The following is a 23,132-nucleotide window of genomic DNA, read 5'->3' on the forward strand; positions in this document are numbered from 1 at the left end:
CAGGGTAGAGTTTGGGCGCTTGACTGACTTGTTTTCTCTACCTTAGGCCATACGGTTGAGGCTTCAGGATAGAGATTGAGCGCTTGACTGACTTGTTTTCTCTATCCTAGGCCGTAGAATTATAGCTTTAGGGTAGAAATTGGAGCCGGCACAGTCTTGATTTCTCTATCCTAGGCCATAGGGTTGAGGCTTCAGGGTAGAGGTTGGGAGTTTAACTGACTTATTTTCTCTACCCCCGGCCGTAGAATTATAGCTTTAGGGTAGAAATTGGAGCCGGCACAGTCTTGATTTCTCTATCCTAGGCCATAGGGTTGAGGCTTCAAGGTAGAGTTCGGGAGCTTGACTGACTTGTTTTCTCTACCCTAGGCCGTAGAGTTGAGGCTTCAGGGTAGAGTTTGGGCGCTTGACTGACTTGTTTTCTCTACCTTAGGCCATACGGTTGAGGCTTCAGGATAGAGTTTGGGCGCTTGACAGGCTTGATTTCTCTATCTCGAGCCATACGGTTGAGGCTTCAGGGTAGAGGTGGGGAGTTTAACTGACTTATTTTCTCTACCCCCGGCCGTAGAATTATAGCTGCAGGGTAGAAATTGGAGCCGGCACAGCCTTGATTTCTCTATCCTCACCCGTAGAATTATGGCTACAGGGTAGAAATTGGAGTCGACACAGTCTTGATTTCTCTATCCTTGGCCGTAGAATTATAGCTTTAGGGTAGAAATTAGAGCCGGCACAGTCTTGATTTCTCTATCCTAGGCCATACGGTTGAGGCTTCATGGTAGAGTTTGGGTGCTTAACAGACTTGTTTTCTCTACCTTAGGCCATACGGTTGAGGCTTCAGGGTAGAGTTCGGGTGCTTAACAGGCTTGATTTCTCTATCTCGAGCCATAAGGTTGAGGCTTCAGGGTAGAGTTTGGGAGTTTAACAGACTTGATTTCTCTATCCTGGGCCATAGGGTTGAGGCTTCAGGGTAGAAATTGGAGCCGGCACAGTCTTATCTTCTCTATCCTGGGACACAGATTTGAGCTATAGGACAGATATCAACGCCGAAACTGTTTTTTTATATTTTTTAGGGATCATTTTATGAATTATATAAATATCAGCCCCACATTATGTGGGGCTGACAAGAGATGTCTATTGATTTATATCAATATCTCATAGAATCTTAGAAAGATTTTCTAATTATTTGTTAGCAATAGCTGCCTGAGCTGCTGCCAAACGAGCGATCGGTACACGGAATGGTGAGCAAGATACATAGTCCAAACCAATCTTATGGCAGAACTCTACGGATGAAGGATCTCCACCGTGCTCTCCACAGATACCAACATGAAGCTTGTTGTTTACCGGCTTACCTAACTTGATAGCTGTCTCCATCAACTTACCAACACCAGTCTGGTCAAGCTTAGCAAATGGATCGTTCTCGAAGATCTTAGCATCATAGTAAGCATCTAAGAACTTACCAGCATCATCACGAGAGAATCCGTATGTCATCTGTGTCAAATCGTTAGTACCGAAGCAGAAGAAGTCTGCCTCTGCAGCGATCTCATCTGCAGTAAGTGCTGCACGAGGGATCTCGATCATTGTACCAACTTCATAGTCAAGCTTAACGCCTGCAGCAGCGATCTCAGCATCAGCTGTCTCTACTACTATCTTCTTAACATATTTCAACTCTTTTACTTCACATACAAGAGGAATCATGATCTCCGGCTTAACTGCCCAGTCAGCATGTGCTTTCTGAACTTCGATTGCTGCACGGATAACAGCCTTTGTCTGCATCTTAGCAATCTCAGGATATGTGACTGCAAGACGGCATCCACGATGACCCATCATTGGGTTGAACTCATGCAGGCTGTCGATGATAGCCTTGATCTCATCTACGCTCTTGCCCTGTGCATCAGCAAGTTTCTTGATGTCAGCTTCCTCTGTAGGAACGAACTCATGCAAAGGTGGGTCCAAGAAACGGATTGTTACAGGGTTACCCTCAAGTGCTTCATAAAGAGCCTTGAAGTCAGACTGCTGATATGGAAGAATCTTCTCCAATGCAGCTTCTCTCTCTTCTACAGTATCAGAGCAGATCATCTCACGGAATGCAGCAATTCTGTCTTCCTCGAAGAACATATGCTCTGTACGGCAAAGACCAATACCCTCAGCACCAAGCTCACGAGCTTTCTTAGCATCTGCAGGTGTATCAGCGTTTGTACGAACCTTCAATGTTCTGAACTTGTCAGCCCACTCCATAACACGGCCAAACTCACCAGCGATCTGAGCATCTACAGTAGGAATCAAGCCTGCATAGATGTTACCTGTTGTACCATCGATAGAGATTTCGGATCCCTCTGTGAATGTCTGTCCAGCCAATGTGAACTTCTTGTTCTCCTCATCCATGTTGATATCGCCACAACCGGATACACAGCATGTACCCATACCACGAGCAACTACGGCTGCATGAGATGTCATACCACCACGAACTGTCAGGATACCCTGGGATGCCTTCATACCTGTAATATCTTCTGGAGAAGTCTCAAGACGAACTAATACGACTTTCTCTCCACGAGCGTTCCACTCTTCAGCATCTTCTGCTGTAAATACAACCTTACCGCAAGCAGCTCCAGGAGAAGCTCCTAAACCTTTTCCGATTGGTGTAGCAGCCTTAAGTGCTGCAGCATCGAACTGTGGATGAAGCAGTGTATCCAAGTTACGAGGATCGATCATTGCTACTGCTTCTTCCTCTGTCTTATGTCCTTCATCTACTAAATCGCAAGCGATCTTCAAAGCAGCTGGAGCTGTTCTCTTACCATTACGGCACTGAAGCATGTAAAGCTTCTTGTTCTCGATCGTAAACTCCATATCCTGCATATCATGGTAGTGATTCTCAAGTGTCTCACACACCTCTAAGAATTTCTTATAAGCCTCTGGGAACTCCTGCTCCATCTGAGCGATTGGCATTGGAGTACGAACACCGGCTACTACATCTTCACCCTGTGCGTTCTTCAAGAACTCACCCATCAACTTGTTCTCACCTGTTGCAGGGTCACGAGTAAATGCAACACCTGTACCAGACTCATCGTTCAAGTTACCGAATACCATAGGCATTACGTTAACTGCTGTACCCCAAGAATAAGGGATATCGTTATCACGACGATATACATTTGCACGAGGGTTGTCCCATGAACGGAATACTGCCTCTACTGCTAATTTCATCTGCTCTACCGGATCAGATGGGAAATCTGTTCCTAACTGGTTCTTGTACTCAGCTTTGAACTGCTCAGCCAGCGTCTTAAGATCTGCTGCTGTCAACTCAACGTCGTACTGAACACCTTTCTCTTCTTTCATCTTGTCAATGAGCTGCTCGAAATATTTCTTACCAACTTCCATTACGACATCAGAGAACATCTGGATGAAACGTCTGTATGAATCATATACAAAACGCTCGAATGTTGGATCTGGGTTACCAGCGATCATGGATGCTACTACATCATCATTCAAACCAAGGTTAAGGATTGTATCCATCATACCAGGCATAGAAGCACGAGCACCAGAACGAACCGATACTAACAATGGATTCTGAGCATCACCGAATTTCTTTCCGTTGATCTCTTCCATCTTCTTAACACCGTCCATGATCTGTGCCATGATCTCATCGTTGATCTTACGGCCATCCTCATAGTACTGTGTACATGCCTCAGTTGTAACAGTGAATCCCTGAGGGATTACGTCTGCACCAAGAATGCTTGTCATCTCAGCAAGGTTAGCACCCTTACCACCAAGCAAGTTACGCATAGTCATGTCGCCTTCGCTAAACATATAGACCCATTTGTTTGCCATTGTCAAGTTACCTCCTAATATAATATTTGTTGCGAATGGGCAGAATTTGCCCATAGTTCACTTTATCGCTACTGCTTAGTATAACATACTTGCTGTCATTATGAAAAGACCTTTTTTGATAAAATCCGTCTTTTTTTGTCTTTTTTCATAAAATTCTTATGATCTGTTGTTACACGTCAGCCTCCGATTATTGCTCATCATCGTCTTCGAGATCGTCATGCATATATTCACGGTTCGTAACACGTTTTTTGTCACGGTTTTCTTCGATCAATTTAGAAAGCTGTTCCTTGACCTGTACCGGATTTTTGACGTTGACCAAATTAAAATTACCCATAGTCTTATCCGCTGATGATATTGCAATCGTTCCCATGCCAAAAATTTTCTGCAGCAGCGTGCGAGATAACGATATATCCAAAATGCGATATAAACGCACCTCGTCCTCCACTGTTTTCAATAATCCTGTTGTCACAAACAAACGATCTTCTGTAAATGCATACTTTGTGAATGTCCAAGGCAGACCTAATGCATTGCGCTTACGCGCACTCCATAAATAGTTCATTCCTGTTTCTTCCATAATTTTTTTACTCCTCCTACTACTTAAAATAGTCATTCCCTTTTATGGTTTCCGGCTGTAAAACCACGCTGCGAATCGCGACGTCACCGGATACCTGCAACGTTAATTCGCATGTTTTATGCAGATCAACAGGAAGCTTCACTCCCTTGGTATACGCAGTATAAGAAACACATTTTCCATTTAAGTGTCTTGCCATTTCTGCTGCCTGCTCCGCTGAAGAACACTCTTCGCCAAGATTTCCTGCTGCCTGCTCCGCTGAAGAACACTCTTCGCCAAGCTTTCCTGCAGTCTGCTCCGCTGTTCCGAGTTCTTCCCCGGTATTTCGCCGCGTTAAGTGCGTACCACTTTGGAACACTGCTATTTCCTGTCCATCAACTAATGCACGAACCACCCAAGGTGCTTTACGTTCCGGCCATTCCTGCACCGTCACACAGATTTCATTATTTTTTCCTGTTGGCAGCTCTGTGTCAGCAAACGTCAATGTCATTTCGCGATCTCGGCGATCCGGTGTGGCAAGGCTGACATCTCCTGCCGGAATCCATACATCTGTCCTTGACGCAATCGGATTTCCTTCAATCAGTTCCACATTTGACGATGTGTCGAAATACTCTGCATAAATCGGTTCTCCAACGTGGCGAACACCACGGGTGACTCCCCGCAAAGAAATCTCCTGCCGCAGCGGCAGATTTGCGCTGGATGCCCCGGCATAGATTTCGTACATTCCGTCTTCCAATACCATTTCACGGCTGATGACATCGAAATATTTCATGCGATCCTGTGGGATATGGAACGTTACTGTACGCTTTTCACCCGGTCTGATCTGCTTAACGCGCCTAAAATCAATAAGTTGTCTATGCGGACGTTTGACAGCCGACTGCACTTTGTGTCCGTAAATCTGTACAACTTCGTCCGTAGTATATCTACCATTATTACTAATTGTTACATTGACAAACAATTCTGCCATGTCACGACTGACAGTCATCTTTTCATAGCGGATCTCTCCGTATGTTAAACCATGTCCAAATGCGTAAACCGGCTTGCCGTTGTAGTACTGATAGGTACGTTCCCCTTGTATAATGTCATAATCATCCATATCCGGCAATTCCGCTTTTTCAGAATACCACGTCATTGGCAGACGTCCTGCCGGGCTTTCTTGACCAAACAATATATCTGCAAGTGCGTTGCCAATCTCCATGCTTCCGGTTGCACTGATCAGAATAGCCGGAACATTCTTCGCTGCCCAGTCCAAGGCAAATGGCACACTGCTTATCAGCACCAGCACAACATTTGGATTGACATCCGTGATCTCTTTGAGAAGGCGGCTCTGATATGGCGGTAAATTAAGATCTTTACGGTCAATCTCCTCTTTCCCGTTGATCATTGGATTTGCTCCCAGAACCAATACCACCTTGCCGGAACATGCCGCAAGCTTTTTGGCTTCCTGAAGCCCACTGCGTACCCGTTCGATCACGATCGGCAGTCCGGCGGTCTGCTCCACACTATGCTGATCCGTTGTACCGGCTACGCCGATGCGGTCATCTAGCACTTGATCCTTTCTCTTTGCTACGCTCAAACGCCCAAGTTCATCAAAGCAAAGTGCCGCTCCATTCCATGCACTAATGCTGACATCCGCACAAATACCATGCTGTTCTGTAATAGCAGCTTCTGCCGTCTGTACATTCGTAAGATGGAAAATTTCTTTAACAAACCACCCAAACGGCTCATCTTTGCTGGCTGTGACAAGTCCTTCCTGTCCTTTTGCAAAATCATCTTCCACTGTAAGCAACTTACCGTTCTCCACAAAACGGATCGTCACCTGCTCATCGTCCCAGCATTCCAATTCAAAGAGTGCCGCATGCTCGAAATCTGCACGACAGACTACACCGCCATTGTCTACGCCAAGATAGCTGCCATCTGCCATACCAATATGTGCCTGTAATGCCGCACGTTCAAATGCCACATTGCTCTGACTTCTTATTCCATCTAGCGGTGTGACGAAATACGGCGGTATTCCGGAATACCAGTCTTTGTACCATACGTCTGCCAATGGTCCGATCACTGCGATATCTTCTTCCGGGTCGAGTGGCAGCATTTGTTTATTTTGAAGAAGCACCACTCCCTCTGTCGCCATCTTTCGGCTGACTGCCTGATTTGCTTTGGTGCCAACATCTTTCATCCCTACGGATGCATAAGGATTCTCCCCTTTGGCATCAAAAAATCCCAAGCGGATCAGCGTTCCATAATGGCAGCGAAGTGCCGGCGTCAGATCATCTGGCGTGATCTTGCCATCTTCCAATGCCTCACGCACTGCGTTCCAAACCATTTCTTCGCTGTCTGTGAAACAATCAATACCGGCAGCTAAACCTCCTACGATCGTATCTGCATGTGTTGCATAGTAGTGATGGAAATCCACTGTCTGTGAAACATCTGCACCATCACATACGACATGATGCAGTCCCCACTGATCTTTTAGGATTCTTTGCACTTCCGGATTGAGCATTCCCGGCACGCCGTTAATCTCATTATATGCAGTCATCAACGCCTCTGCCCCATGCTCTTTGATCACCTGACGAAATGGTTCCAAATAATACTCCCATTTATTTCTTGGAGAAATGGTCGAAGACTTCCAAACACGCCCATCCTCCACATTATTGGCATAAAAATGTTTCAAGGTTGCCGCCGTAAGCAGATATTGATCATCCTCTCCCTGCAACCCCTCGACATAGGCTCCTGCCATTTTTCCGGTCAGCAACGGATCCTCTCCATATGCTTCTTCCGTGCGACCCCAACGTGGGTCGCGCTCCATATCGATCGTAGGTGCCCACACACTAAGAATGCCTTCGTGTTCTCTGGAATACAGTCCTCTCACCTCTGTTCCGACAACTTTTCCTGCTTTCCGGATCAACTCTTCATCAAACGAAGCACTCATGCCAATAGGATTTTGAAAAATCGTTGTGAGATCCGGCTCATGAACATCAAATTCTTGATCATGACGCGCCTGCACGCCATGTGCAGCTTCTCCACCTACTTGAAAGGCCGGAACGCCCAGCCGTTCGATCTCGGGATTGCCGGTTCCCATACTCTGTATCTTTTCCTCCAAGGTCATCTCTGACAGCAAATAATCCAAGCGTTCCTCTATGGACAGTGAACTGTCCCACAGCGGCGTATCATAATACGTTTTACTCATAGCAAACCTCCGTTTCTCCTGTATCATACTTCGATATTTATAAAAAAGGGGGCAGCGATACTTACGCTGCCCTTATATTTATCAGGACTTCGATCCATTCACCAAAACATCTTTAACGATTGTAGTCCTTAAAACTCAAATTTGTCTGCAAAATATGCCGGAAGATCTGCAATCTTCACGCGCTCCTGCTCCATCGTGTCACGGTCACGAACAGTAACTGCTCCATCTTCCTCAGAATCAAAATCATAAGTAATGCAGAATGGTGTTCCGATCTCATCCTGACGGCGATATCTCTTACCAATGTTTCCACGATCATCAAATTCGCAGTTATAAGTCTTAGAAAGCTCTTCATAAATCTTTGTCGCAGACTCGCTAAGCTTCTTAGAAAGCGGAAGTACACCGATCTTAACCGGTGCCAAAGCCGGATGGAAATGAAGTACTGTACGCACATCCGGTTTCTCCTCTGTACCGATATTTTCTTCATCGTATGCACCACACAAGAATGCCAGTACCACACGATCAGCACCCAATGATGGCTCAATAACATATGGAATATATTTCTCGCCCTTCGCATCATCAAAGTAAGACATATCCTCTTTGGATACATTCTGATGCTGTGTCAAGTCGTAATCCGTACGATCTGCGATACCCCAAAGCTCGCCCCATCCAAATGGGAACAGGAACTCAATATCGGTCGTTGCCTTACTATAGAAAGAAAGCTCCTCTTTCTCGTGATCTCTTACACGCATTTCTTCTTCTTTCATGCCAAGAGATTTCAGCCAGTTAATACAGAACTCTTTCCAATATGCAAACCACTCCAGATCCGTATCCGGCTCACAGAAGAACTCAAGCTCCATCTGCTCAAACTCACGTGTACGGAATGTAAAGTTACCCGGTGTGATCTCGTTACGGAAAGACTTTCCGATCTGTCCGATACCAAATGGGATCTTCTTACGGGATGTACGCTGTACATTCTTAAAGTTTACGAAAATACCCTGTGCTGTCTCCGGACGAAGATATACGGTATTCTTCGCATCCTCAGTAACGCCCTGGAATGTCTTAAACATCAGGTTGAACTGACGGATCTCCGTAAAGTTCTTCTTGCCACAGCTTGGGCAGCAAATTTCTTTCTCTTTGATGTAATTTTCCATCTGCTCATTGGACCATGCATCTACACTGCCTTCGATTGCAATGCCGTTATCTGCCATATAGTCCTCGATAACCTTATCTGCACGGAAACGCTCATGACACTCTTTACAATCCATCAACGGATCGGAGAAGCTTCCCAAATGACCGGATGCTACCCATGTCTGAGGATTCATCAGAATCGCGCAGTCAATACCTACATTGTAAGGATTTTCACGAATAAATTTCTTCCACCAAGCCTGCTTTACATTATTCTTAAGCTCAACGCCTAAGTTACCGTAATCCCATGTATTCGCAAGTCCGCCGTATATTTCTGAACCCGGATAAATAAATCCTCTTGCTTTTGCCAATGCCACAATCTTGTCCATAGTCTTTTCCATAATGAAACCTCTTTCCTGTATATTGCGTCATGCTCCCTCATGAATTCTGCCATCCGGCTTAATACACGGCAAGCACATTCTAATACAAAAATATACCATCTCAAGACAATTATTGCAAGTAAGAATCCATAGATCCTGCCCTCCTCCATCGTCAGATCAACGTCTGACAGGATCATTTTCCCCTTAATCTGTAACGTCACATTCTGTTTAAGATTTATTTAAGAAATGCTTCTGATTTGAATTGATGTGGCAGATATCTACCAAGATAACGTTTCATAAAATGTGTGAGTTCGCGCAAAACCTCCTCAGACACCCCGAACGCATAAAGTTTGCCCCATTCGCTGGTCAATATGTATTGCAGCGTATAGAGTGCATCGGAGCTTAACTGTAACGGATAGGCATCTTTTGTTGTTTTATCCTTGGCAGCGCATGCCGGACAAAGCAATCCCCCCGCTTGCAAATAAACGGTATTGACTTCTTTCGTCCCGCAATGCAGACATTGAAATAATTCCACCATCTCGCCCTCGATCAACATAAGACGCAGTTCATAGATCACGCGAACGAGTGGAAGTGTCATTTTGCCATGCATGACAGCGCGCAGTGTGACGTATAATAACATAAGCTCCCTAGAAGCTTCCACACCTTCTCTGGTGAAATATCGCGCCATTTCTCCAAAATAGGAACAATAACATAATGCATCGTAATCCTGTGCCAATTCTCCAAACTGCGTCTGAATGGAGCCACTCTGCAGGCGGTAAGAATCTCTGCCGGGATAGAGCGTAAAGGTACCAAAGGTAAAAAGAATTGTACAGGCAGACAGGGCGCTGTTTGGTCTTCTCGCGCCCTGTGCAAATGCAGATATTCTTCCCAATTCTTTGGTGAGTATTTCTACTCTTCTATCGTACTCTTTCAGCGGTGATGTCTGTAAGATCATTCCTGTCACCGTTATGGTCTCCCGCATGCCTTGTTCCCTCCTGTGGTATTCCATCTTCTGTGCGCTCCAAATTTTGCGCGCCGACGTTTCTCACACTGCCACTCCACATGACATTTTCGGCCACTGCCATCCCTAATGCACTGCCATCCATTATATTTCCGGCACTCATCTGTCCTGCTTGTCTGCAATATGCCAAATAATCTGCTACTTTTCCTGTTTCTTCAAATTGCTCCCATTGCTCTTGGTACTCCATCTTCTCACCATGCCTTTCTTAAGTCTTTCTATTAGCATGGTGATTTCATGGGCTCTCTATTCTGGAAACTATTGCCGTCCCAAGAGATTTCGACTTGCTAATAAGTCGAAAAGAATCTCGTAATCACTCTTACATCAACCGAACTTTCTGCCGAAAAGTCCACGTAATCACTCTTACATTTATCGAACTTTCTGCCGAAAAGTCCACGTAATCACTCTTACATCGATCGAACTTTCTGCCGAAAAGTCCACGTAATCACTCTTACACCGACCGAAGTTTCTGCCTAAAGATCTTCGTAATCTGTCTTTCGATAGCCAAAATTTTTAATCAGGAAATCACTGTCTCGCCAATCTTTTTTGACTTTAACCCACAATTTTAGGTTCACTTTGCAGTCCAGCAAAGCTTCCATATCGGCACGTGCCTGTGATCCAATCTTTTTGAGCATGGCACCCTGTTTACCAATAATGATTCCCTTATGTGAATTGCGCTCGCATACGATCGTCGCATCGATATCAATAATACCGCCATTCGGACGCTCGTGCATCCGATCTATTGCAACGGCAATGCCATGTGGAATCTCATCGCTCAAATTGCGCAGTGCTTTCTCTCGGATCATTTCCGCAACGATCTGTCGCTCCGGCTGATCCGTGATCGTGTCCTCATCATAATATTGCGGCCCTGTGGGCAGATATTTCATCATTGCCTGCAACAGATCATCCGTATTTTCTCCTTTGAGCGCGGATACCGGAATAATTTCCGCAAAATCCACAATATCTTTGTATGCCGCAATGAATTTAAGAATTTCCGCTTTCTCAACGGTATCGATCTTATTAATGACCAAAAATACCGGCGTCTTTACGCTGCGCAACTGCTCTGCAATATGCTGCTCACCGGCACCAATAAACGTACTCGGCTCAACCAGCCACAGAATCACATCTACTTCTTTCAAAGTGCGTTCGGCAACGGACACCATGTATTCGCCCAGTTTATTTTTCGCCTTATGAATACCCGGTGTGTCCAAAAATATGATCTGCCCCTCATCGCACGTATAGACAGTCTGAATCCGATTGCGCGTTGTCTGTGGTTTGTTGGAGGTGATCGCGATTTTCTGTCCGATCAACCGATTCATCAATGTTGATTTTCCAACATTTGGTCTTCCGATCAAAGTAACAAACCCTGATTTATAATTGTTCATCTTGTCCTCTCTTTCTATGGTATGTACTTTCGGCAGCCTCTCAAAACGAGTCATTTCGGCTGTATTTCCGAACAGTTTCGCCTTTCAGCACACTGCTCCTGCTCTCTTAAGTTTCCTACTGCAACGACTCTATGCTCTCAAGCAAAGTTCTCTTATGCAATGGCTCTATGCTCTCAAGCAAAGCTCTCTTACTGCAATGGCTCTATGCTCTCAAACAGCTTCTCTTCCTCGGCAATTTTCTTCTCATTACCGATCACACAGATCACGCCATCACGGATCACTTCTCGCACAACGTCTGCTGTCTGTCGAATATCCTCTATATCGCAGTTAAGCACCTGATCACGCTGTTTCTGCATCATTTCTTCGGTCACATTGGTCAAATATGCAGACAAAGAACGTTTTCCCTTCATATATGGTGTGAGCGGTGTATCAATACCACTGATCGTACCGATGATCGTTTTGGTTACTTCACGCTCTTTCGCATCATACTGTTCCAAATACTCTGCTGCATGGCGATACACCTCTAACGTTGCTGACAGATTTGGATCGCGGTATGATGTGAAATATCCCTCCCGCTCCCTGTTAAAGCGGCATCCTACACCGTAAGCGCCACCTTTCACCCGGACTTGATTCCAGAGATAATCGTAATTTAGCAAGTGACGCACTACCTGTAAAGCGCCGTTATTGACTTCTTTGACATTATCAAACTTGCCGGCGATCGCAACATACTGAATCTCTGCTGGTGTGGAAAACGCCTCCGAAACACGTTTTCGCTCACCACCAAATACAGACAAGACAGCGTTAGATGCTTTGCTATCCGCAGCTTGGAACGCATCAATGCGCTCTAAGAATGAACCGATCTCTTGCTCCAAAGCACGATACTCTTCTTCTCCACCCGTGATGGAGATCAACATATTATCTTTGCGAAGAAGCATATGCAGCAACTGTCTGCAGCCTGTAATCAATCGCTCCTTTTCTTCTTCAAAATGCTCATCTAACTGTACCAGATATTGATAATATCCCATACCAACCGCACGGTCGTTGACATAAGAACTCTCAGACACTGCTGCCATCGCTCTTCCCGCTGCCGCCTGATGTCCGCTCGCCATCAACTGCACTTTCAAACGGGAGCGGCTTTCTGCAACTACCTCACGAAGATGCTTTTCATCATCAAAAGAGGTATCAAATAACATCTCTTCGATCAGCCGCAGTGCATTCGCTAACTTGTCAGTAAGCACTTTTGTCGTTACGGAGAACTTCACACTATATACGTCACTCTTACCTGCCTCGCAGTATACTCCCACATCCGTGGAAATACCACCGGTATAAAAGTTGGTTTCCGTATCAAACTCGCGGTAATTGTGCTCTTTCGTATCCATATAACCTAACAATGTTGTCAAAAAGCTCATCTGCGGCATATAATCTTTGCACGCATCTGCATCAAACAGCATTTGCAGATATACAATATTGTTGGTATGGATCTCGTGATGCAAGGTCTGCACACCATGCAATTCTTTCATCGTATTATGCAGTGGCTGAATCGTCTTTTTGATGTCCTCTCTGGACAACATTGGGATCATTTCAAGCACTTCCTTTGGAGATGGCTCTTCCTGATAACGTTTCAGCGCTTTCGTCTGCTCGATCAACTGTGTGATCTGCTCCTCATTTAGAGAATCTTTATATTCCTGCAGTTTTTGAGCTGTTTCCTGCTCTAAGCGAATGGAAAGTCCCGGTTCCGGAATCATCTCCACCCACACTGCATGCTCATTGTCTAACAGATACTTCTGGATCAGTTGCTCATAATATCCGGTTCCGATCTGCTCTCTCAAAAAGGTATAGCAACCCTCATACTGCAAAGCATCATATGGCATCTCATCGTCATAGAGCCATGTACGAAGCAGCTTCATTCCATACAGCAGTCCCTTTGGATAAGAACCAAAATCCGCTTCTTTGTCTTTAAACTCCATACCGTTGATCGCCGCTTCCAAATCTTTGCGATTGATCCCCTGATCTACCTGCTGCTGCAATGTTGCCCGCAGCACCTCTGCAAATTTATCACGCAGACCCGGTTTTGCGTTTTTGGTATAAACCGAAAAGGTACTTTGACGCATAATGTCGCAGAAATCCACGTCTACGTCTGTACCGATACCTGCATCCAATAATGCCTGCTTGAGCGGTGCGCCCGGCTGTTGTGCTAACACATAAGACAATACGTCGAACGCTTTGCACGTATTGACATCCAATGTAATGTCAAGCGCCGCACCATAAGCATAATAATGTTTCTCACTGCAATCTGCGTCCTGAGCCACTGCATATTTCTTTTCTAACACTTTGTGCTCAGCAAATGGCTTTTGCAGCGGGATCTGCGAATCGATCGTGATCGCCGGGAAATTGCTTAAGTAATTAGCGTCCATCCACTCTAAGCGCTCTGTGACATCCATATCTCCATAGAGATAGATATAGCTGTTGACCGGATGATAATACTGTCTATGAAAGTCCAGATAATCTTCATACGTCAGATTCGGAATGTCGCGCGGATCACCACCGGACTCATTGCCATACGTATTATCCGGGAATAAACTATTCATTACAAAACGCTCTAACACGCTTTCTTCCGATGAAAATGCACCTTTCATCTCATTATATACAACACCATTATACGTAATGTCATCCTCCGGAGACTCTAATTCATAATGCCAGCCTTCCTGCTTAAAAATTTCCTCATGCTCGTATATATTTGGATAAAATACGGCGTCCATATATACATGCATCAGATTCTGAAAATCTTTGTCGTTGCAGCTTGCAATCGGATATAATGTCTTGTCCGGATAGGTCACGGCATTTAGGAACGTATTGAGCGAGCCCTTTACTAACTCTACAAAAGGGTCTTTGGCCGGGAAACGCTTGGATCCGCACAATACCGTATGCTCAATGATATGTGGAACGCCGGTCGAATCCTTTGGCGGTGTACGAAAACCAATACTGAATACTTTATTGTCATCCTCATTGCTGAATACCAAAATTCGCGCGCCACTCAAATTATGTTTTAACACCAACGCAAAACTGTCAAGCTCTTTCACATACTCTGCCTTCTGTAAGGTATACACTTTCGGGATTGTAAAATCTTCTGCTGTCTTTAATCTTGTCTCCATTCTAGTCCTCCATCAATTGTTCAAATTTGCCATATGCTTCCTGCCAAGCTTCCTGCTCCTGCGGCAAATACGTTTTCGTGTCAAACGACGCAGCCAGTATATCACATTTTTGCTGTGCCGTGTCATAACAGTTAAGTGCCTTAAACTGTGCCATGACATTGCCAACGGCTGTGGCTTCGCTCGCTCCGGTAATTACCGGAATTCCAAGTGCATTTGCTGTATATTGATTTAACAACTCGTTCTGCACGCCACCGCCTACAATATATAACTTTTCTTCCCACGTAATATATGGTTCCAGGGACAAATACGTCTGCTTGTATTTGAGTGCCAGGCTCTCCAAAATGCAGCGAACCAAGGCACCATCTGTCTGCGGTACCGGCTGTCCGGTCTGCTTACAGTATTCCCGAATCTTAGTCGGATAGTCTCCCGGCTGCATAAAATCATCCGGTCTTATAAAGCTTTGCAACGGCTTCTCCTTGGCCGCAAGTTCTGCCAGCTGCGGAAATGTATACTCTCTGCCTTCTGCCGCGAAATTACGTCTGATTTCCTGCTGCATCCACAAGCCGATAATATTTACCGTTGGACGATAACCGCCATCGCTCGTTCCCTCATTGGAGATCTTGTCGCGTATAATGTTATCCCCTGTAAGCATCGTCTTCGAGGAAATACCCATCAAAGACCATGTGCCGCTGGACAAAAATGTATACTGTTCTTCCTTTGCCGGAACCGCCGCCACCGCACACGCAGTATCGTGTCCCGGTGCGGATATAATATGCAGATCCTGCTGTTTTGTCTCTTTCGCAACATCTGTACGCAGAGTTCCCAGATCACGCCCTGCAAGATCCACCTCTGTAAACCAGCCCGGATCAAACTGCAGTTTGTCGAGCAATGGCTTTGCCCAGCATTTTTGCTCCATATTATAGAGCTGTGATGTCGAGGCAATTGAATATTCCGTATGTTTCACACCGGAAAATAAATATTCGATCAGGTTCGGCATCATTAGGATCGTGTCCGTCTGTTCTAAGATGGAAGGCATGTGCTTCTTCATATAGTATAATTTATAAATCGTATTATATGCCAAACTGGCAATTCCGGTCTGTCCAAATGCATATTTTTCGCCATCCAAAACAGCCGCTTCCAGTGCACCGATCGTTGACTCTCCGGTCTGTCCATTTGGATGCAGTGCGATCAGTGCCTCCCTCATATTGGCGTCATCCAGTCCCGGATCGCGGTAACTGCCCGGCATAGCAAGCAGATCTCCTTCCCGCGACAAAAAGCCACAATCCACGCCCCAAGTGTCAAAGCCGACACCGGACAGATCTTTGCCGCTTTTACGCAGTCCATTCTTCATCTCATCCATTAAATGCAGTAAATTCCAGTAGGCATGACCGTTTAACATGCTGAAATTATGCGGAAAACGGTGTACCTCCTCCAAGGTGATCTTCTCACCGTCAAACCGTGCCAGCATACCACGCCCGCTACTTGCCCCAAGATCAAACGCCAATACATTTTTTGTCATATTTTCTGTCCTCCATGATCATAACTCTTCATCCATAGGATAACACTATCAAAGTTCTATCTGCATCAACCGTCTATACATGATTAAACTCACGTACATACTTTACAAATTCATGCTCCGGTAACGGTTTTGAATAATAATATCCCTGTAGATAATCCCCCTGCAGCCGCCTAAATATTTCAATATGTTCTTCGGTCTCAATTCCCTCTGCAATAACTTTCTTACCCTCATTTTTGATAACCGGCATCAGATCATCCAAAAACTGATTGCCGCCTTCGCCATAAGACCATACCAGACTTTTATCAATCTTTACATAGTCGATTGGCAGCTCCAAAATACTCAAAAGAGTAGAACAGCCTGTTCCGAAATCGTCTAATGCCACCTGCATGCCAAACTTTCGAAGCCTGTCTAACGTACGCTCTACCGCTTGAGGATCCTGAAATTCACTCTCTGTAATCTCCAAATGGATCCGTTCCACCGGAATGTCATATTCTGCAGCGATCTCAACAAAATCCTCTGTCAACCGCTCGTACTGACATTGTCCCGGCGAAATATTAACATTCATATATTCGATCCCATAATCAAAAATATGATTTTGACTGGCAAAAATACAGGCACGCCGGAAGATCAGCTCACCTAATTTCAAAATACAGTGATTCTCTTCCGCAACATGAATGAAATATTCCGGATTGATAAAGTTGCCTTCCTGATCTTTCATTCTGCTAAGCACCTCTAGCGAAGTGATCTTATCCTGTTCCAATGAATATACCGGCTGCATATGAATTTCCATTCTTTGATCTAAGATAGCTTCTTCAATATAACGCAGCACTTCTCTCTGTCGTTCGGTTTCTGTCATAATATCATAACGCAGAGTGATCAACTCTCCCTGTTTATGATGCGCCTTGTGATCAGACCTTGCATAGTGGATCCATTGCACTAATTTTTCAAAAGACGTATCATCGCCTTCATATGCCAACAAATAGTAGCAATAGTTCGTTTTGATCACTTCATCCTCAATCTCCCACCGTTTTGGCAGATAGGATAAAAAGAGTTCATGCAGACGCTTGATCTGCTCTTTGTCTCGACAATGGACTGCAAAGGTCGAGGCACCAATGCGATACACCGTTGCCTCCCGCTTTGTCCCTGTATCACGCAGTATTTCAGATATATTACTTCTTACCTGAGCCAGATTCTCATACTGATGTATACGCAGCAAAGAATTGTATTCGTTAATACGAACCAGCAAAAAATTGGCCGGCTCCCGGTATTGTACGCATTCCCGCAATATGTCAAAAAAGGCTGTCTGATTAAATGCCCAAGTCAAACGATCCATGTAGAAATCCGGACTCTGGAACAACAAAAAATACGCGAAGACGATAACTGCCAAGATGGGATACACAAAGCGGCAGCAAAAGATTCCAATGTGCTGCAGCCCAATTGCTCCAACAAACACTATATTACAGAGCAAAAAGAAACCTTTCTTCTGCTTGCCCATCTTTTTTTCATGCAAGAGCAGATAAATCATGGCACTCACCACATACACTACCGTGATTCCTTCGGTAATACCGGAAACCGAAATCCCATGAAAAACATACTTTCCATTGCTCCAAGAATTACTCTGTAAAAATGGAAGTACAAAGCAAACCGCAGCAAGCACCACCATCAAAATGCTCATTGAAAATATTTGCTTATTATGATAGTTCGTCAGATACGCCAAACTCAAGAAATACAGTACGTATACTGCGATCAACAGATAATAAATACTGCCATCTAACGCATTGCATAAACGTTGTGTATGTACACTGCATGTTATCATTCCGCTATTGATCAAACCACATAGCCCATCAATAAGATTTCCGGCGATCAACAGACATACATTACATAAAAACAGATTGTTGGAACGCGTGCGCAGTCTCTTTTTGCCGACAATACAGCACAAAAGCAAGATCATTAACAACGAAGCTCCGATCTCATAATGCACATTATAAGGTATCATTTTCATAATGTACATCCCCTCCTCTCCGTCTGAGCCAGTCAATCAACTCATCTTCTTGCATATACGGAGTCATCGACTCACCCTGCACGCCTGTCACGCCCATCTCCCGAAACGTACCAAGCGGCATACTGTAATCTACGCCATCCAGAAAAATCTGCCAATTCTGTCTACGCAGCATATGTACCAGATGCTTTAGCTCCATCTGACGATCCTGCATAAAACGTTTTGTCATGTTTTGATGAAACTTTGCCATGTCAAACGGCAACGCTAACATATCTTTAAGGTTGCACACATTCATACCGAATTGATCCAACAATACAACAAATCCCTTATCGCGCAAATACTGAATATTTTCCTTCAGAATATTTTCCGGCAACGCCTGATCGACATTAATCTCAATAACTAACTGCTCCGGACGTATCTGATGAAACAGCAATATATCGCAATACTGTTCGATCATTTCCTGTGAACTGATCTGCATCGTTGTCATACTAATATGAAGATGCCTGATACCCTGTTCAAAAATATAATGTTTCACAGCAAATCCTATCACCCGCTCCAAGCAGTACAATGTAATTCGATTGCCATTGCCATTTTTCTCGGCAAGTCTCCATATATCACTTTCTTCCAAATAGACTCCGTCCGGCATAGCAAGCATAACCTTGATTGCCAGTCCGGCAACTTCTCCTGCCTCCGTGTCATAGATCGGCTGAAAGCGGAATAAAAACTCATCTCCGTTTGTCATCTCGTTCAATCTGCTGACAGCTGACAATTCTCTCTGTAATAAAATCTTAATATCACCCTCGTAACAAAGTACCTCCTCTGAAATAGACCGTTCTAATATTACACGCCGCAGTCCTTCCATGATCCGGTAAAAATCACCGGCATTATACTCCGCATCGATGAACTGTATCATATAAAGCCCGTAACTGACCGGAATATTTTGTCCGTTGATCCGAAGTACCTTCGGCATACTCTGCAGCAAATAACGACCTGCTTCCCACGCCTTACTATACGTTTTGAACACTACAACATACTCGGAATTATGGAATTTATACACACCACGTGCTTTCGTTGTGCTTTGCAAATAGGAAGCAATACGATTATGAACTATCGACAACTCTTGCTCTGAACACATATTCATCATACTGGACAGATTACGGATATTAACCGATACACAAGCAAAATTATCCTGATATCTTTCGTACTCTTCAACAACTTTCCGAAAGCCGATACGGGAAAAACAGCGCATATTCTGTTCCAAATGCTGATCCGACATATGCATTGTAACATAGTACACAATAACGAGCAGTGACAAAATAAAGTAAGTAAGTCTCCAGCGCGTAGGTGTCATATATTGAAAATACATCGTTACCATAATGATCGGAACAGTCCATGTAAGAATAAGAAGCTGCTCTTTTGCAATCTTATGACGATATCGATAGAGGAAATATGCATCAGCCAGCATAAGTATTTCTGCACAGATCAATAACACTACCATGCCATAATGAATCTGGTATTGTCCTTTATGTAACCCATTATATTCAAAAAAGAAATGTGTCCATGGATTAGACAATAACGCAATATCAGCCAACAGGTCAAACACTAAAAACACTGCACTGATGCCTTGATAAAATACATTGGCACATCCGAGCGTATTTAGTGTGTATTTATAAAACAACAGGCAAACCTGATATAGGCTAAGATTTACCACAGTGGCAACTACAGTTGCCATAAATAGAGCATTGCTGCCTACAACATATACACACGAACGTCCTATAAGATCCACGATCACCGTACAGATCGTCATGATCACCAGTAAATTAAACGTTCGGTTTCTCTTGATATCCAGCCATTTGTGACACGTATAGGACACCAAAATAAGTGCCAGTATCACGATCGACATCACCTCATAAGAAATTACATAATCCATCTTATTCTCCCATGCCCCTCATCGTCCGGAAACTCCGGACAATGAGTCGCTACATTTCCATCATCTCTATCCTCATATATTAATTATCATCCTTCGGCGATAGATATGATACTGATCTTTTCCGTTCGCTTTGGAATAATACAGAGCACAATCGGCTTGTGTATATAACTCCGTAAAGCTATCTCCCATATCCGGTGCATACGCTACTCCAATACTGCTCGTGATCGATACACTGGCTGCATTGTCCGTATAAGTACGACGGTTGCCGGCACAGATTTCCTGTGCTTTCTTGCCGATAAACTCTAATAGTCCCTGCTCATCAAATGCCTGATAGGATACGCATACTGCAAACTCATCGCCGCCGAGTCTGCCAATGCAATCCTGATTCGCAAATACTTTATTAAGACATTGCGCTGTCTCTACGATCGCCTGATCTCCATAAATATGACCAAGCGTATCGTTAACATTCTTGAAATTATCCAAGTCGACCATATAGAAAATAACGTATTTATCGCCTCGGTTTTTGAGCATTAAAGAAACACGTTTTTCCATTGTCTTCTTGTTGAGAACACCTGTCAACATGTCATTCTCAGCCCGCTGAACAAGCTCTTTCTCTTCGCTTAATTCCTCATCAACATTGACGATTTTACCGACGAACGATTCATTAGCGCCAAACTCATTACGTTCCAGTATACCGACAATACGATACCATCTGTAATTTCCTTTGATGTTACGGATACGTACTTCTGTATTAAATTTCGTATCCTCTCCCTCCCAAAAGCTGCTCATGCGACCTCTCAGAGAATAATCATCCTCATGGATCCAATCATATATATCATACACGGCTTCTCCGGAAAGTTTGCCGATCTCTGTTCCAATGATGCTCTTAACATCACCATAAAACTCCATTTTGTGTGGACGAAATGTCACCTGGAACGATACACTCTGATCACACTGCTCTAAAATGTTATGTCGCTCGTTTTCTGTGCGAAGCTTAATATTGCGTACCATTATGTATGCAGACATAGCAAGAAATATCAAGATAAAGATCACAGATATGACGGTTAACACTATTGTACCCGTGCTAACCACACCGACCGTTGAGCCAAAGCTGTCCATCGGCATCGTCGTAACAGCGTACCAATTGTTGACACTAAGCGGTACGTACTGCGCCGAATATTTGACTCCGGCATGCTGATAGTCTACTGATGCGATCAACTGATTCTCCATGCGTTCCTCTAATTCATCCACCGAACTGACACCATCTAACACCTGACAGCTGTTCAAGTATGAGAAATGATTGCCACCACGATTTTTCAACATGGATTCATAGTCGTTATCTCCAAGCACATAATCGCCTAATCCGTTGACAATACAGAGTGCACCGTCTCCTTTGTAATCCGCTTCATTCAAGACAGTCTTAATTTCCTGTGTCAAAATCCCTGCTGTAATCGTCATAACTGTCTTGCCGTTCTTTTGAACCGGTGCATAAAAGCGCAATACTTCCTTATCGTCCGTATCGACCTCTATCGACGGCGCTACAACATTTTTTCCTTGCATCAGCGTATCATAAAAGGGCTTGTCCTTAAGATTGTCTACCTCATAATTTGCCCCACAGATCTTCTTTCCTTCGTTGTTTAACAGGCATATTCTGCTAAATTCATTCTGTCCTACCAGAACTGTATGCAGATCATCAGGATCTGTGCTGCGAAGTTGCGCGATGCAGTCTGCCATTGTATTGAGCAGTTCCACTCTGTTCGTTAAATAAGAGTCAATATATTTGCCATAGACAAATGCGTTCATGCCCATGTTCTGCTCTGATAAGTTGCGCCGCACATTAACCACTTCACCGGCGATCTGAATGCCTGTAACAATTGACAAAATTAATGAGATAACCAGCACAGCAATGTAAACCCATTCCAATTTAATATGCTTTTTCATATGCTATCATATAGCTCCTCTCGTGTTTTGCCACCCAAGTATATACATCCCCACATATATACACATTCTTTGTTACAGCTTCGACTTTACAAAGCTGCACATAATTATTTACAGTATACTCTTTTTCTGCGGTTTTGCCAATATGCATTGCAAGCCCGATAAAGAAAAAGGTTTCACAACGCCAGGCGCATCATGAAACCTTTGTATCACACTATATGTAGTTATTTCTCGCATCTCAGTCAATGTCTGCCCCCGACCTTTTCCATTCATCATAATAAATATCTATATACGGACTATGGTTTGTTTTATCTTCATTCCACAATTTCTGAAATATCTGCACCCTGTCGTTTTTCCAGAAAACTTCGTAATCCGCTGGTCCAAATTTGTATTTCCTGACCTGCTTCAAAGTATTGTATCCTGTTTGGACATAAATAATGCTATGTTGCTTGCTTTCCTCTGGATTTGAACCAGAAACATACACTTCCTGTATACATAATACCCAATTCCCACCGGGCTCTTGCTGTTCATAACGGTAGAAATCACCAAAGCCATCATATGTTCCATCATTGTCCATGCTTTCCAGCCAGATTACAAAAGAAGTCCCTACAGCCACATGCAGGACAAACAACAATGCAAATAAAACAACGGTTCGTATTTTCTTTTTCCAAAAAATAAAGAAAACAACAGGCATAAGGATAAAAAATATATACGCCCATAAATATACGCCAGACAAGTAGGTAACATGTTTGCCATAAAAACACTCTGTAAGTTTATTATAATGAACAACCTGCCGTTTCTGACTGACCCAAAAATAAAGACAGTCAAAAGCAAATAGAAACAGAACAAAACTATATGCACCCAAACAGCCTATTTTCTTAATCTTGCCATTTTTTTCCATATCTTTTTATCCTTCTGATTTCGTGTTGCCATAGTGTTGCCACGAGGGTATTATAACATAAGTTAGCTTTTATTTCATTAAGTTATTTTTATTATCTTCAATTTGGTTTATTTTTTGCCACTAATCAATATACAACCTTACTTTCTTTATCTTCTCTTGTTTTACAACGTACAGAAATTCTTGCAAAATATTTTTAATTTTTTAC

The 23,132-nt window shown here is 43.8% G+C and carries 13 protein-coding genes; all 13 read right to left on the reverse strand.

Translation table 11 applies throughout. The features are described from left to right. Positions 1–1,176: 1,176 nt before the first annotated feature. The 13 genes from ppdK to DW981_RS11755 all read right to left on the reverse strand — a co-directional run bounded on the left by ppdK (position 1,177) and on the right by DW981_RS11755 (position 22,927). Positions 1,177–3,819, reverse strand: coding sequence for a pyruvate, phosphate dikinase (gene ppdK, locus DW981_RS11700; RefSeq protein ID WP_022025308.1), 2,643 nt, complete (start codon positions 3,817–3,819; stop codon positions 1,177–1,179). A 187-nt stretch (positions 3,820–4,006) separates the two neighbouring features. Then, a complete protein-coding gene (locus tag DW981_RS11705; protein WP_022025309.1) occupies positions 4,007–4,393 on the reverse strand; it encodes a PH domain-containing protein in 387 nt (128 codons plus the stop codon). A gap of 19 nt (positions 4,394–4,412) precedes the next feature. After that, entirely contained in the window at positions 4,413–7,580 is a 3,168-nt protein-coding gene (locus DW981_RS11710; protein WP_182434256.1) for a glycoside hydrolase family 3 C-terminal domain-containing protein, read from the reverse strand. Positions 7,581–7,708: 128 nt separating this feature from the next. Then, positions 7,709–9,106 carry a glycine--tRNA ligase gene (locus tag DW981_RS11715; RefSeq protein WP_118507838.1) on the reverse strand — a complete coding sequence of 466 codons (1,398 nt, stop codon included), beginning with the start codon at positions 9,104–9,106 and terminating at the stop codon, positions 7,709–7,711. A 214-nt stretch (positions 9,107–9,320) separates the two neighbouring features. Further along, positions 9,321–10,067: a DNA repair protein RecO gene (gene recO, locus DW981_RS11720; protein WP_182434257.1), complete on the reverse strand. Its 747-nt coding sequence runs from the start codon at positions 10,065–10,067 to the stop codon at positions 9,321–9,323. Next, on the reverse strand, positions 10,003–10,293 hold the full coding sequence (locus DW981_RS15190) for a hypothetical protein (protein WP_182434258.1): 291 nt from the start codon (positions 10,291–10,293) through the stop codon (positions 10,003–10,005). The genes recO and DW981_RS15190 overlap by 65 nt, the downstream gene beginning before the upstream one ends. 283 nt (positions 10,294–10,576) lie before the next feature. Beyond that, on the reverse strand, positions 10,577–11,488 hold the full coding sequence (gene era / locus DW981_RS11725) for a GTPase Era (RefSeq protein WP_118507840.1): 912 nt from the start codon (positions 11,486–11,488) through the stop codon (positions 10,577–10,579). Positions 11,489–11,676: 188 nt separating this feature from the next. Beyond that, entirely contained in the window at positions 11,677–14,640 is a 2,964-nt protein-coding gene (locus DW981_RS11730; RefSeq protein WP_118507841.1) for an insulinase family protein, read from the reverse strand. A gap of 1 nt (position 14,641) precedes the next feature. Continuing rightward, positions 14,642–16,159, reverse strand: a complete 1,518-nt coding sequence (locus DW981_RS11735; RefSeq protein ID WP_118507842.1) for a rhamnulokinase family protein — start codon at positions 16,157–16,159, stop codon at positions 14,642–14,644. Between the two features lie 73 nt (positions 16,160–16,232). After that, complete coding sequence (locus DW981_RS11740; protein ID WP_182434259.1) at positions 16,233–18,161, reverse strand: EAL domain-containing protein; 1,929 nt, start codon at positions 18,159–18,161, stop codon at positions 16,233–16,235. Then, entirely contained in the window at positions 18,142–20,088 is a 1,947-nt protein-coding gene (locus DW981_RS11745; RefSeq protein WP_118507844.1) for an EAL domain-containing protein, read from the reverse strand. Before DW981_RS11745 ends, DW981_RS11740 begins: the two co-directional genes overlap by 20 nt. Before the next feature lie 72 nt (positions 20,089–20,160). After that, a complete protein-coding gene (locus tag DW981_RS11750) occupies positions 20,161–22,029 on the reverse strand; it encodes a sensor domain-containing diguanylate cyclase (RefSeq protein ID WP_118507845.1) in 1,869 nt (622 codons plus the stop codon). 235 nt (positions 22,030–22,264) lie between these two features. Continuing rightward, positions 22,265–22,927, reverse strand: coding sequence for a hypothetical protein (locus tag DW981_RS11755; protein ID WP_118507846.1), 663 nt, complete (start codon positions 22,925–22,927; stop codon positions 22,265–22,267). Positions 22,928–23,132 lie beyond the last annotated feature (205 nt).

It is taken from the genome of Clostridium sp. AM49-4BH (assembly GCF_003478335.1).
Lineage (GTDB): Bacteria > Bacillota > Clostridia > Lachnospirales > Lachnospiraceae > Butyribacter.